Raw genomic sequence first — 13,552 nt, 5'->3', positions numbered from 1 at the left:
GCTGCCCGCGCTGGCCGACCGGCGGCGCCGACGCGGAGCCCGACCGCCGGCAGCCGTGCTGGCGCCGCCTCCCCGATCGGCGCCAGCCCCCCGCGGCCGGAATCCCGACCGCGTGCCACCGTCAGCGCGGCGAGCACCGGCGGAGAGGTACGCCGATCAGCTGCCCAGTATCCGGCGGACCCGCTTACCCACCGCCTGTTTGATCTGCTCGCGCAGCGGCTCCGTACGGCGTGTCTTGAGCTTCTGCTGTAGCGTCCGGTTCTCGTCCCGCAGCCACTGCAGGCGCGTCAGCAGTTCCTCCGCGCTGTACGCCGAGGCGGGTCGGACCGCGGGCGGGTAGGTGGTCTGGCGGACCTGCTCGTCGAAGCGGCTGGCGCTGTCCCCGTCGGCGAACGAGTGCCCGAGGTCGTGCTTGGCGAGGAACGTGGTGATCCGCGCGAACCGCTCCTTGTGGCCCTCGTTCAGGGCCGTGTAGTCGGCCTCCTCGTAGAGCTGGGCGGCGTCGACGTCGGCCGGCACGTCACGCAACATCCGGTGCGGGATGTCGAAGTAGCGGGCCAGTTCCAGGGTCCGTGAGTCGTGTGCGAGGAGATAGCCGGGGGTGCCGGAGATCAGCGCGGTGATGGTGCCGTGGATCCGGGTGCCGAACGCGAAGTCGAACTCGGACAGGTAGTCGATCCAGGGCCACGGATCCATGAACATCCGTATCTTGTCCTCGGCGAAGAGCGGATGCGAGGTGTGGATCGGCATGTCGTCGGTCTTGCCCCGCAGCTTCGGGGCGTCGCCATAGAGCAACGTGCCGAGCGTGTACAGGTCCTGCGCCACGTAGCGCAGGTTCGGGTAGCGGCGGTGATGATGGCGTACCAGCGGGGCGAGTGCGCGGACGTACGGCGAGATGACGAACGCGAGCCGGTCCTCGGCGCTCAGGGTCGCCTTCGACTTCTCGATGCGCAGCGTGTCGCCGTGCAGGAACATCGAGGGACAGCCGATCTGCTCCACGGCGGAGAAACCCAGAGAACGGAGGTAGTCCTCGGTGATCTCGCCGCGTACGCCGATGCTGTGCGAGCGGTCCAGCACCGCACGACAGAAGGCCTTCACCGTCTCGTCGAGCGGACGCAGGTGCTCCCGGTCGCCGTCCACGTCGGTCTGCGCCCCGACGCCGAGCACCACCACCGGGATCTTGAGTCGCTCGATCAGCCGGGTCGTCGACGCCAGACGGTTCGCGTAGTCGTGACGGAACGCGTTGGCCAGCGGGATCACGAAGACGTCGTACTTCTCGTTGATCTCGTCGGCGTCGCGCGGGTCGGCACGGAAGCGCGAGGCGGTGATCTGCGCTGTCGAGGTGGCCAGGAGCTTGTGCGCGGTGTGGCTGAAGACCAGGTTGCCGGTGTTCTTGCCGATCCAGTCCCGTTCGTAGGTCTCCTCGGCGCTGAGGACGTCGAAGGGCCCCTTGCGGGCGCGCAGCAGGATCCGCTGATGCATGTGGCTCCACCTCTCGTCCGTCGACGACGGCGTCCGACCCCGGAGATCGGCCGATAACGGACCCGGGCGGCGGCGCGTCCGCCGCCTCCGGGGCCCCGGCGATACTAGGTCACCGGAGGCGCGGCGCATATTCACCACTGGCCGTCCACCGCTCGAAACGAGCCGGGGCTCCGGGCCGGCGGTCGAGGTCGTTGCCCGGATGCGGCCGCGACGCGCGCCGGGGCGGCGCTTCTCCGTGCGGGATCGGTCAGGCCACGCCGACCGGGCGGAACTGCACGCTGATCCGCGGCCCGACAGGGCGGGACGTCTTCGGGACGGCGTGCTCCCAGGTGCGTTGGCAGCTGCCGCCCATCACGATGAGGTCGCCGTGCCCGAGTGGGAAGCGCAGGCTCTCGCCACCGCCGCGTGGGCGAAGCAGCAGCGGCCGGGGCGAGCCGAACGAGACGATCGCGACCATCGTGTCGCTGTGTGCCGAGCGACCGATGGTGTCGCCGTGCCAGGCGACGCTGTCTCGCCCGGTGCGGTAGAGGCACATGCCCGCGGTGACGAAGGGCTCGCCCAACTCGGCGGCGTAGTGCCGGCTCAGCGCTGTGCGTGCCGAGGTGAGCACCGGGTGCGGCAGCTGCCGGTCGCCGTCGTACCAGCAGAGCAGGCGCGGCACATCGACCTCGGTGTCGTACATCGTGCGCCGCTCGGCCCGCCACGGCACGTCGCGTGACAGGGTGTCGAGCACCTGGTCGGAGCCGTGCACCCAGCCCGGCAGGTGGTCGACCCATGCGCCCCGGCTGAGCCGGTGCCTGCGCAGCCTGCCGGGCAGCGGCTCGATGGAGGGGCCGGCGTCGGTGAGATCGAGCATCGACGGTTGATAGGCGACCTGCGGCATGTCGCCGACCCTACCAGGAGATTAGTACACCCGTACGATGGCGCTGGGTCGTCCGCGGCGGGTGGGGGAGTGCGGGCGAGGTGGCGTCAGCGGTTCAACAGGCCACGTACCCGCCCGCCGACCGCTCGCCGCACCCGGGTGCGCAGCCGCACGTCCCGCTGTGCCTCCAGCGTGCTCTGCAGCTTGTCGCCGCGGTCGCGCAGCCACTGCATGCGGGTCAGCAACTCGTCCCTCTCCACCGCGTTGGCGGGCCGCACGCCCGGCGGGAACGTGATGCTCCGGACCTCCTGGTCGAAGCGGGCGGCGCTGTCCCCGTCGGCGAATGTGTGCCCCAGGTCATGCTTGGCGAGGAACGCGAGCATGGTCTCGAAGCGGGCCTTGTGTCCGTTGTTCATCGCCGTGTAGTCCGCCTCGGCGTACAGGTCGGCGGCGTCCACGTCGGCCGGCACGTCGGGCATCACGCGGTGTGGGATGTCGAAGTAGCGGGCGAGTTCGAGGGTGCGCGAGTCGTGCGCGAAGAGGTAGCCGGGAGTGCCGGCGAGCAGCGCCGTGATGGTGCCGTGGATCCGGGTGCCGAAGTTGAAGTCGAACCCGGAGAGGTAGTCCATCCAGGTCCACGGGTCCACGAACATCCGCACCTTGTCCTCGACGAAGAGGGGATGCGAGGTGTGAATCGGGATCGGGCTGGTCTTGCCGCGGTCGGCGGGCGCGTCGCCGAAGAGCAGGGTGCCGAGGGTCTTCAGGTCCTGCGGGACGTAGCGCAGGTTCGGGTACTTCCGGTGGTGGTTGTCCACCACCGACGCCATCGACTTGACGTACGGCGAGATGGTCATCGCCACCCGGTCGTGTGGGTCGAGGGTGGCCTTGCGCTTGTCGATCCGCAGGCTGTCGCCGTGCAGGAACATCGACGGGCAACCGATCACGTCGACCGCGGAGAAGCCCAGCGTGCGCAGGTAGTCCGCGGTGATCTCGCCCCGTACGCCGATGGTGTGCGAGCGGTTGAGGACGGCCTTGACGAAGCCCTTCACCACGTCGTCGATGGGGCGCAGGTACTCCCGGTCACCGTGGATGTTGGTCTGTACGCCGACCCCGAGCACCACCACCGGGATCTTCAGCCGCTCGATGAGCCGGGTCATCGTGGCGACCCGGTGCGCGTAGCTGCGACGGAACGCGTTGGCCAGCGGGATGACGTACACGTCGTACTGCTCGTTGATCCGGTCGGCGTCGCGCAGGTCGACCTTGAACTCGGTCGAGGTGATCTCGGTGGTGGACGTACGCAGCAACTTGTGCGCGGCGTGGCTGAACACCAGGTTCCCGGCGTTCTCGCCGATCCAGTTGCGTTCGAAGGTCTCCTCCGGCGAGTACACGTCGAAGGGGCCCTTCTTGGCCCGCATGAGGATCCGCTGGTGCATCGCTCGCTCCACCTGTCGTCCGTCCCCGGCGGCGTCTGGAGATCGTGCCGGGCTGGGCCCTGGTGAGCGAAACATCCGCCCCATCCAGGCCCCGCGATTTTAGGCCACCGGGGAGTGCGCGCAGATCGTCGCCGTCACCGACCGGGCGGTCCGGGCATGGTCCGGTCGGCGGGGTAGGGTGCCCGAACGGCCGGTACGGCCGGGTTGGCACAAGCAGTGGCGCGCGCCGCCCGAACCCGGCGGCCGGGGGGAGGAAAGGTGCGTGCTGGTGCCGCTGGGAGCCCGGGAATGACGACTGCTCCGACTGTCGTCCCGGCCGCACCGTCCGGCGGCCCGGCGGGCCGGCTGCCCTCCCTCACCGGGCTGCGCTGGATCGCGGCGCTGCTGGTCTTCGGCTTCCACGTCGGCACCATGCGGATCATCGCCGAGCCCGAGTACCAGAGCGTGGTCAGCAAGGTGTTCAGCCTCGGCCTCTCCGGGGTGGAGTTCTTCTTCATCCTCAGCGGGTTCGTGCTGGTCTGGTCGGCTCGGCCGGGGGAGCGGCGGCGGACCTTCTGGCGTCGCCGGTTCGCCAAGATCTGGCCGAACCACGCGGTGCTCTGGGCGCTGGCGCTGCTGGCGGCGCTCTGGTTCGCCGACCCGGTGCGGCTCGGTGTCGCGGTGGAGAACCTCCTCCTGCTGCAGGCCTGGGACTTCCGGGAGGGGCACTTCTACAGCGTCAACAACGTGAGCTGGTCGCTCTCCTGCGAGTTCTTCTTCTACCTGTGTCTGCCGCTGGCGCTGCCGCTGGTCCGTCGGGCACGGCCCTGGCTGCTCTGGGCGGTCGTCGTCGCGGTGCCGCTGTTGATCCTGGCGCTCTGGCCGGCCCAGCTGCTGGTGCCCGAGGAGAGCCGCTGGTGGTTCACCCAGGTCTTCCCGCTGACCCGGTCCCTGGAGTTCTGGATGGGGGTGGCCGCCGCGGAGCTGATGCGGCGCGGCCGGTGGCGCGGCCCTCGGCTGCCGCTGGCCAGCGTCCTCTTCGTCGCCGTCTGGGTGGCCGCCGCCGGGTGGATCCGCGCCGAGTTCTGGGCCGCGCTGCTGGCTGCGGCGTACGTCCTGGTCATCACCGCCGCGGCCGACGCCGACGTGCGCAACCTCCGCTCGCCGTGGCGTTCCCGCCCCATGGTCTGGCTCGGTGAGGTCTCGTTCGCCTTCTACCTGGTCCATGTCTTCGTCATGACGACCGTGCTGCGGCTGACCGGCGACTGGGGTGCTGGCCTGCCCGGGTGGCGGGGACCGGCCGTGGTGCTCGGGCTCCTCCTCCTGAACCTGGCCCTGGCCGGGCTGCTGCACCGCTGGGTCGAGACGCCGATGATGCGCCGGCTCGGCCCACGCCGCACCCGCCCGGCCGTGGCCGACGCCAGGGTCCGTACGCAGACCCGCTCCGCCGTCACCGGTCCGGCCCCGGACGCTGCCGTCGAGCCGGCACGTGTCCGCGACTCGCCGCCCGTTCCGCGACCGCGTCAGCGCCCGTCCGTACAGGCGGGTGACCAGCCGGGCCGCGACGCTGGTGCCCCCGACGGCCGGCAGCTGCACGTGGACCCGCGCTGAGAGCGGGGTCGCGCCTGGATCAACTCGGTGTCGATGAAGTCGGGGCGCCGTCGTGCCCGGGACGGCCCGACTTCCCCGAACACGAGTCGATCAGCCAGCTGGGCTCCCGCCGAAGCGTCCACCGTGGGTGGTGCGACCGGCGTGGCGGTCCGACACGCCCGGCTTTGCTGCGACCCGGTGACGACGAGGGTAGCGTTGCCGCATGCCCTCGTTCGCCCTCACCGATCCTCTGTGGTGGGTGGCGCGATGGGCTACCCGGCTACTGGCCAGCCTCGCGGTCGTCGGCGCGCTGACCCTCGGGTCGCTCTCGACGCTGGGGGCCCCGCCGCACACCCGGGCCGTGGTCGAGCCCCCGGTGGCGTGCACCGAATCGCGGGCCTGCGCCTGTGCCACCGCGTCGGCCGGCACATCCAGCTTCCTGGCCATCGTCGTCGCGGACGACGCGCCCGCGGAGTTCGCCGTCGCGCTCCGGACCGCCGTCGAATCCGTAGGCTCAAGGGTCGCCCCGTCGGCCGCGCACGGTGTTACCCACGAGGTGTTCGCCTCGGCCGCACCGGTTGCCGACCCGGTCACCATCCAGGCGGGCGAGATGTGGCTCCCTCGCGGCGTGGTGGCAGCTGTCCGCTCTCCCCGAGCTCCCCCCGCCGCCTGACGCCGCCGGCGACGCGAGAGCGTTCCGCCGCCGCGCTCGCCGAACCCGTCTTCCGCGCCCGCTCCCGGCGCCCGGCGTGACCGACAAGGCCTCGCACCGGGTGCCGAGTGCGGCTCTCCCGCATCGCGTCTGCTCGCCGTGAGGTACCGACATGGAGAAGACCGTCCTTTACCAGTTTCTCGTCGAGGTGCCGCAGGCCGCCGCCATCTGGTCGGCTCTGCTGGTGCTGGCCCTGATCGTGCTCACGGTGCTGGTCGCCCGTCCGGAGCGCGACCGGCCGGAGGACGGCCGGTCCGCCTCGGCCGGGCCGGCCGACCGGGAGTTGGCCGCAGCCGAGGCTGCCGACCTACGGCGGTACGCCGACGAGGTGGCTGTCGCCGCGGCCGGTGCGGCGCAGACCGCGCGCCGTCGACGGGACGAGTGGCTGGCCGCCCAGGCTGACCTGGACCGGGCCTGGGCGGCGTACGACGAGGCCGAGAGCGCCGCCCGCCGGTACTGCGGTGCCGGCGCTCTGCCGCCACCCCGCACTCCCCACACTCCGGCCGAGTACGCCGCCCGGGAGCGGTATCTGCATCGGGCGGCCACGGCGGCGTACTGGCGAGGCGACCTCACCCTGCGCCAACTCGGCGACGTTTTCGGGTACCGCGACGGCTGGGATCCCCGTCTGCACCCCGTCGAGCAGGAGGTGCACCTGGCCCGGGTGGTCCGGGACGGCCGGCTGGCCGGCTACCGGACGGCCCAGGAGCGGGAGCGCAGTACCTGGCGGGACGCCGAACTCGCCGCCGAGGCGGCCCGTGCCCTGGCCACCGAGGCGTACGCGGCGGCGGCCCGCCTCCGGCCGGGCCGGCTGCCGGCGACTCGGCCCGCTTCCACCGCCCCCGCCCAGGTGGTGACCCGCTGGCAGCCGGCCAGGGTGGGCTGAGCGGGATGCCGGGCCGAATTCTGCCCGGCATCTGCGTGAGCCCGGTCACATGAATGGGGAAACGGTCAGCGGGAACAGTCGGCCCGAATCATCCCCGCCTTTTGGCAAGGTCTCCCTCGGCCTGTCCCGTTGCGTACCCAAGGTGCCGCCGGATCTGCTCGTCCCATTGAGTCACGTCAGCGGCCAAACGCCCGGAAAAATTGTTCGCCGAAACGGGTTTGAGCAGGTGGTGAAGGGTTGGCAGGCCCTCTGTCGACCAGTAGTGTCGGCGCGTCCGGTGCGGTAACCGATCGCAAGAGGCGACGCCGCGCCGACCCGCCTAATCGTGATTCCACGAGCCGGGGACCCACATGCACGTCCGGGGTGAATCCGCGAGCCACGGCCCGCGGTAGGGCGATCTTCCCGCCCGAATCCGTCAGCTAACCCGGTAGGCGGTGCCGGAAGGAGTTCCATCTCTGTGGTGCACGAACCCATCCCTCGGTCCTCCCCGACCCTCCACGGCGCCACGGTGCCCGTGCTCGCCCGTCCCGTAGCGACGAGCTGACTCCGGCACCCGCGTCTTTCCGCCCGACCCACCGGGCGTTCCCTGAGCGATCCACCAGCCGCCCGCGGACCAGGTCCGCGCGGTGACGCCTGCCCGGACTCCGGTCCGGCCGCCGGTCGCTCACCCCCCGAACCGTGGAGGAACCGTGAAGCACACCCTGAAGCGTCAGCTCCGTCGGCTGGCCACCCAGCGCCCCTACCAGATCGCCGCCGCGTCCGCCGCAGCCGTGGTGCTGGCGTCCACCACCGGCGCCCTGCTCAGCGGCGCCGACGACGCGCCCGCCGCACAGCGCGGCTCCGCCGCGGTGGCGGCCGAACTGCGCAGCGACGCCCGCATCGCCCCGCTCGACGACCAGCAGCTCACCACACCGGCGACCAGCTCGCCCACGACCAGTGCGCCGGCGGCGAAGAAGGCCGCGAACCCCGACCTGACCCGCAAGCCGGCAGCGCCCAAGCCGCCGGCGAGCAAGGTCCTCGACTACGACTACCAGGCGCAGACGACCTACTTCTACTGCGGGCCGGCCGCCACCCGGAACGCGCTCAGCGCCACCGGCATCGAACGCAGCCAGGACGACCTGGCCGCGCAGCTCGGCACCACCGAGATGGGCACCAACTCCGCCGAGGACACCACGCGGGTGTTGAACGCGGTGGTCAAGGGCAACCCGTACAAGACCACCATGTTCCCGAGCGCGCCGCGTCCCGCCCAGATGGACCAGCTCCAGGCCGACATCGTCCGGGCCATCACCGACGGGCGCGGCGTGGTCGCGAACATCGTCGGCGACGCCGTCGACACCGACGGTGGCTGGCACTCCTTCGGCGGCGGGCACTACATCGCCGTCGTCGGCTACCGGGACCAGGGCCGTACCGTGAAGATCGCCGACTCGGCGAACCCGGCGGTGCCGTCGTACTGGATCACCACGATCGACCTGGCCAACTGGATGACCACCCGCGGTTACTCCGCCTGACGACCGCGCTCACATCGGGCGCCGGCACCCTGACGCGAGGGGGCCGGCGCCCGTTGTCGTTCAGGGCGGCTGTCGGATGTTCACGCTCGCCGTGCCGACGCCGCCGGTGGCACACTGCGTCCATGAACGACGGTGGCGCGCGTACGGCCGGCCGGCCCACCCTCCTGCTGCTGCACGGCATGGGTGCGACCAGTGAGGTGTGGCTGCCCTGGGCGCCACTGCTGCGGCGCCGCTGGGAAGGGCGCTGGCTGGCGCCGGATCTGGCCGGTCACGGCACGTCGCCGCCGCTGCCCAGGTACTCCTTCGCCGCATTGGCCGAGCAGGTGGTCGCGGCGCTCGCGCCCGGTGACCGCCTGATCGTGCTGGGGCACTCACTCGGCGGCGTGGTCGGCCTGACGCTCGCCGCGCGCGGCGCCGGGCTGCCCGTCGCCGCTGTCGTCGGGCTCGGCATCAAGGCGGTCTGGTCCGACGCCGAACTGGCGAAGACGCGCGAGCTGGCCGCCCGCCCGGTCGCCTGGTACCCCACCCGGGACGAGGCCGCTCAGCGCTACCTGCGGGTCTCCGGGCTGGCCGGTCTGGTCGCTCCCGACGATCCGAGGGTGACGGCCGGGCTGCGTGAGGTGGACGGGCGCTGGCGACTGGCCATGGACCCGGGTGCGTTCGCGGTCGGCGAACCGGACCTGGCGGCGCTGGTGGCTGCCACCGACGTGCCGGTCCTGCTGGCGCGCGGCGAACACGACCCGCTGGTCACCGACGGGCAGCTCCGGCGCTACGGGGTGCCCGTCGCCGCGCTTTCCGGGCTCGGCCACAACGCCCACGTCGAGGACCCGGAGGCGGTGCTGGCGTTGGTCGAGACGTATCGCTGAGCCGGAACCGAAGCGGCCTCAGGCGGTGGTGGAGACGGCGTCGGCCTGCGGCGACCGCGGGGTCAGCGGCTTCCCGGCAGGCTCGAGTTCCCGCCGTGCGGCCTCCAGGAACGCCTCCGCGTACGACTCGGCCGGGAAGCCGCCGAGGTAGCGCCGCCGGGTCTCCCAACGCCGCGCCGACAGCGGGTCGGTGTCGAGCAGTTGGTCCAGCACCTCGTCCAGGTTGGTCATGTTCCGGCGCAGCACGTAACCGGCGGCGGCCAGCGGGAACCGCTCGGTGAACGAGTCGCCGTCGGTGCCCATGTCCGTCACCGCGAACGGCTTGCCGGAGTAGAGGTAGTCCGAGATCACCCCGGAGACGTCGGAGATCAGCGCGTCGGATCGGTTCACGCACTCCACCAGGTTGAGATCCCGGCCGGCCGCCGTGCCCCAGAGGTGCTGCCGTCCGGTCTGGGTCCGGTCGGCGGCCAGCAACTCGGTCAGCCGGCCGAGCTGCCGGGCGGACGCCGGGTTCTGCATGGTGTACGGGTGGGCGCGCAGGATGACCGTCACGCCCCGGTCCAGCAGCCGGCGCAGCAGCGGCTCGGCCACCGGCAGTGAGCAGTAGTCGGCGTCCGCGTGGTGACCGGTCCAGGTCGGGGTGTAGAGAACGGTGCGCGGGGCGGCCGCAGGCAGTCCTTCGGGGCGTACCTCGATCGACTCGACCTGCGGGCGGCCGACCACCACGAACTTCTCGGCCGGGATGTCCACGCCGACTCGTGCGTACCGCTCGATCGCGGCCTGTCCCGCCACGAAGATCCGGTCGAAGATCGCGGACACCGGGTTGGCGCTCGGCGCCTTGTCGCTGTCGCCGTGGTGCAACTGGACGTGGGTGAGCTGGGTGAACCGGATCAAGTGGCTGTTCTTGGCACCGTGGTTGACGTAGAACGCCGCCTTCAGGCTCGGCACCAGCACCTCGTCCAGGGCCCGCAGGGTGGGGCAGTAGACCACCGGGGCGGTGGTGGCCGCGGCGATCGGGGCCAGGAACTCCGGCTCGCGCAGCACCACCAGGAACGGTCGGCCGATCCGCTCCAGGTACGGCAGCCACATGGTGACCTGGTACTCCGAGCCGGGTGGGGCGGAGAAGTACAGGACGAACTCCGGCTTGTGCGCCTGGAGGGCCCGGCGTACCGCGCCGCCCGACGCGGGGGGCCGGAACCGCCGCCGGGCCAGGTCCGATCCGACCGCGCCGGCACCGGCCGCGACCAACAGGGCCAGGACCAGCGCCACCAGCGCCGGCAGGGTCACCGCGGCGGCCAGCGCCACCACGGCGATCAAGCCGAGCAGCGCGCCGCCGAGGTGCGCGGCGACCAGTGGGACCCAGGAGCGTACCGGCAGGTTCTCGGTGCGGACCTCCAGGCCGCCGGCCTGCCGCAGCGGCTCGACCAGCAGCACCAGCCCGAGCAGGACCAGCGCGGTGGCCGCCAGCGCCGGGTCGAACCCTCCGTCGAGCCGACGTGCGTACGCGACCAGCACGGCGGCGGCGATCAACGTCGTCTCGGCGGCGGTGTCCGCGCCGGGGCGGATCCGCCGCTCCGTCGCGGCCGCGCCGAGGGCGGCGACCGCCAGCACGAGTCCCCAGCCGGTGTCGCCGGTCAGCGCGGCGACGAGGAAGGCCAGCACGGCCAGCCCGATGCTCAGGCACCGGGCGATCAGCTTACGGACCAGGTCACCACGCATGTCGCTCCGTTCACGGCCGTTTCGAAGGTGAGCAGGCGGGCCGTCAGCCCCCGGCGTCGGCCCCGGCCCGCACCGCCTGGGCGGGCACCGCCTGCGGCGTCTCGCCCTGCGGCCGGCGTACGTCGATGACCTGCCCGGTGAGTTCGGAGATCAGCACGTCCAGCGAGGCCTGCGCCACCGCCCCCGCGGAGAGCAGCGTGTGCTCCGGCTCCTCACCGAAGGCTCGGGTGCGCATCGGAGTCGCGGTCCGCTCCGGGTTGATGCAGTTGACCCGTACCCCGACCTCCGCCCACTCGTCGGCCAGCGCCTGGGTGAGGTTGACCAGCGCGGCCTTGGTGGCCGAGTAGAGCGCGTAGCGCGCCCGACCCCGGGTGTACGAGCTGGAGGTGTAGAGCAGCAGTTGGCCCTTGGTCTGCTCGAGGTAGGGCAGGGCCAGGCGGGCGACGGTGACCGGCCCGACGAAGTTGACCTGGAGGACGCGGTCCATGCTCTCCTCGTCCATCTCGGCGAGGTTGCCCTTCTCCAGAACGCCGGCGGTGACGACCACGTGGTCGATCCGGCCGGTCGCCTCGAACGCCGTCTTCAGCGCCGCCTCGACGTCTTCGGGTCGCTCGACGTGGGTGCCGGTGCTGGTGCGGCTGAACGGGAAGACCTGCGCGCCGTAGCGGGTGGCGAGATCGGCGAGGTCGTGGCCGATGCCGTAGCTGCCGCCGAAGATGACGACGGTCCGCCCGGTCAGCTCTTCCCGGTAGCTGCGGTGGTCGGCGAGCCGGGGCGCCCGCGCGGCGGCGAGCTGGAAGAGCTTGTCCGCCAGGTGGACGTCGACGGGGTGGGTGACCTTGATGTTCTCGTCCGAGCCGTCGATCACCTTGATCGGCGTGCCGGGCAGGTAGCGCAGCACCACGCCGCAGTCGTCGGTGGCGGCGAAGTTCGGATCGCCCTCGGCCAGCCGGTAGGCCTCACGGATCGTGCCGGAGCGGAACGCCTGCGGAGTCTGGCCGCGCCGCAGCGCGGAGCGCACTGGGATGTCGGTGATGCACTCGTCCTCGTCCACCTGGATGATCGTGTCGGCCGACGGGATGGCCACGTCCACGGCCGAGTAGGTCCAGAGGGCGTTCACGCACTCGCGGACGATCCGGTGGCTGACCAGGGGGCGCACCGCGTCATGGAAGAGGACGTTGCAGTCCGCCTCGCCGATGGCCTCCAGCGCGATCCGGGTGGTCTCGTTGCGGGTGTCGCCCCCCTCGATCACCTTGCTGACCTTGCGCAGTCCGGCCTTTTCGACGATCTCCTTCGCGTCGGAGACGTGTCCGGCGGCCATCAGCACGATGATCTCGTCGATCTCCGGCGCGGCCTCGAAGACGGCGAGGGTGTGTTCGATGATCGGCTTGCCGGCGATCTTCAACAGTTGCTTGGGGATACCGAGTCCCAGTCTTGTCCCGGTCCCCCCGGCGAGGATCACAGCCACCGTCCGCGAGGGCCGCCAGGGTGCCGGCGTCGCCGGCGTGGCGTCCGTCGTGGTGGTGTGGCCCTGCGTCATTACCGTCCCTCGCTTCTGCCTGATGACGTGCTCTGTGTCCGGGTGACCGGATGGCTCGGCGACGGCCGGTAGGTCGAGGCCTCGAACCCGGCGTGCCATGAACCACGGGGTGGCGCCCAGAGAACCTTAGCGCCTATGACTGAGCGCACCGGCCGGGCCAGCGGACCCGGTCGATGCGCTCAGTCACGCACTACTTACCTTCGTATGCGTTGCAGACCTCGTTGGTCGGGCCGTCCATCTTCAGGACGCCGCCCTCCAACCAGATGGTCCGCTCGCAGGTGTCCCGGATCGAGCCGAGCGAGTGGCTCACCAGGAAGACGGTGCCGGCGCTGTCGCGCAGCTCCCGGACCCGCTGCTCGCTGCGGGCCCGGAACTTCCGGTCGCCGGTCGCGAGCGCCTCGTCGATGAGCAGTACGTCGTGCTTCTTCGCCGAGGAGATGGCGAAGCGCAGCCGGGCGCCCATGCCGGAGGAGTAGGTGCGCATCGGCAGTGAGGCGAAGTCGCCCCGCTCGTTGATGCCGGAGAACTCGATGATCTCCGGGGTCAGCCGCTTGACCTCCTCCGGCGGCATGCCCATGGCCAGGCAGCCGAGCACCACGTTGCGCTCGCCGGAGAGGTCGTTGAGCAGGGCCGCGTTCACGCCGAGCAGCGACGGCTGCCCGAGGGTGTAGACCGCGCCCCGGGCCGGCGGGAGCAGGCCGGCGATGGCCCGCAGCAGGGTCGACTTGCCGGAGCCGTTGCTGCCGATCAGGCCGATGGCCTCGCCCTGATACGCGGTGAAGCTGACGCCCTTGACCGCGTGGACCTCCCGGATGTTCGGGGCGTTGGTGCGCGACATGATGCGCTTGAGGGCGGATACCGGGCTGTTGCCACCAGCGGCACCCTTGTGGATCCGGTAGATCACGTGCACGTCGTCCACGACGACGGTGGGAACGCGTCCCGGGTCCGTCCCGACGGTGCCCACCGCCGGCTGCATCT

General features: G+C 71.6%; 11 protein-coding genes and 1 riboswitch. Of the genes, 5 read left to right on the top strand and 6 right to left on the bottom strand.

The features are described 5' to 3' along the window. Positions 1 to 156 precede the first annotated feature (156 nt). From AB0F98_RS00720 to AB0F98_RS00710, 3 genes are all read right to left on the bottom strand, one after another. Positions 157 to 1,482, bottom strand: coding sequence for a polysaccharide pyruvyl transferase family protein (locus tag AB0F98_RS00720; protein ID WP_357726507.1), 1,326 nt, complete (start codon positions 1,480 to 1,482; stop codon positions 157 to 159). Between the two features lie 247 nt (positions 1,483 to 1,729). Continuing rightward, entirely contained in the window at positions 1,730 to 2,365 is a 636-nt protein-coding gene (locus tag AB0F98_RS00715; RefSeq protein WP_357726504.1) for an alpha-ketoglutarate-dependent dioxygenase AlkB, read from the bottom strand. Positions 2,366 to 2,451: 86 nt separating this feature from the next. After that, on the bottom strand, positions 2,452 to 3,777 hold the full coding sequence (locus AB0F98_RS00710; RefSeq protein WP_357726501.1) for a polysaccharide pyruvyl transferase family protein: 1,326 nt from the start codon (positions 3,775 to 3,777) through the stop codon (positions 2,452 to 2,454). A gap of 288 nt (positions 3,778 to 4,065) precedes the next feature. Here AB0F98_RS00710 and AB0F98_RS00705 point away from each other — a divergent pair, with 288 nt between their 5' ends. The 5 genes from AB0F98_RS00705 (at position 4,066) to AB0F98_RS00685 (ending at position 9,315) form a co-directional block, all read left to right on the top strand. Continuing rightward, entirely contained in the window at positions 4,066 to 5,367 is a 1,302-nt protein-coding gene (locus AB0F98_RS00705) for an acyltransferase (protein ID WP_357726498.1), read from the top strand. Between the two features lie 202 nt (positions 5,368 to 5,569). Beyond that, a complete protein-coding gene (locus AB0F98_RS00700) occupies positions 5,570 to 6,019 on the top strand; it encodes a hypothetical protein (RefSeq protein WP_357726495.1) in 450 nt (149 codons plus the stop codon). Positions 6,020 to 6,170: 151 nt separating this feature from the next. Then, entirely contained in the window at positions 6,171 to 6,941 is a 771-nt protein-coding gene (locus tag AB0F98_RS00695; RefSeq protein WP_357726492.1) for a hypothetical protein, read from the top strand. Positions 6,942 to 7,247: 306 nt separating this feature from the next. Next, positions 7,248 to 7,390: riboswitch (cyclic di-AMP (ydaO/yuaA leader) on the top strand. A gap of 240 nt (positions 7,391 to 7,630) precedes the next feature. Then, positions 7,631 to 8,449, top strand: coding sequence for a C39 family peptidase (locus AB0F98_RS00690; RefSeq protein WP_357726489.1), 819 nt, complete (start codon positions 7,631 to 7,633; stop codon positions 8,447 to 8,449). A 122-nt stretch (positions 8,450 to 8,571) separates the two neighbouring features. Beyond that, entirely contained in the window at positions 8,572 to 9,315 is a 744-nt protein-coding gene (locus tag AB0F98_RS00685; RefSeq protein WP_357726486.1) for an alpha/beta fold hydrolase, read from the top strand. A gap of 18 nt (positions 9,316 to 9,333) precedes the next feature. On the opposite strand, the gene AB0F98_RS00680 is transcribed toward AB0F98_RS00685, so the two are convergent. The 3 genes from AB0F98_RS00680 to AB0F98_RS00670 all read right to left on the bottom strand — a co-directional run bounded on the left by AB0F98_RS00680 (position 9,334) and on the right by AB0F98_RS00670 (position 13,550). Then, the gene (locus tag AB0F98_RS00680; RefSeq protein WP_357726483.1) at positions 9,334 to 11,034 is read right to left on the bottom strand and encodes a CDP-glycerol glycerophosphotransferase family protein; all 1,701 of its coding nucleotides are present in this window, start codon (positions 11,032 to 11,034) and stop codon (positions 9,334 to 9,336) included. Positions 11,035 to 11,077: 43 nt separating this feature from the next. Continuing rightward, complete coding sequence (locus AB0F98_RS00675; RefSeq protein WP_357726480.1) at positions 11,078 to 12,574, bottom strand: bifunctional cytidylyltransferase/SDR family oxidoreductase; 1,497 nt, start codon at positions 12,572 to 12,574, stop codon at positions 11,078 to 11,080. 190 nt (positions 12,575 to 12,764) lie between these two features. Further along, complete coding sequence (locus tag AB0F98_RS00670) at positions 12,765 to 13,550, bottom strand: ABC transporter ATP-binding protein (RefSeq protein WP_357728959.1); 786 nt, start codon at positions 13,548 to 13,550, stop codon at positions 12,765 to 12,767. Between the last annotated feature and the right edge of the window lie 2 nt (positions 13,551 to 13,552).

This window comes from Micromonospora sp. NPDC023737, from assembly GCF_040639715.1.
GTDB lineage: Bacteria > Actinomycetota > Actinomycetes > Mycobacteriales > Micromonosporaceae > Micromonospora.
The sequence above is the reverse complement of the archived record's forward strand: the minus strand, read 5'-3'. Positions and strand labels throughout refer to the sequence as shown.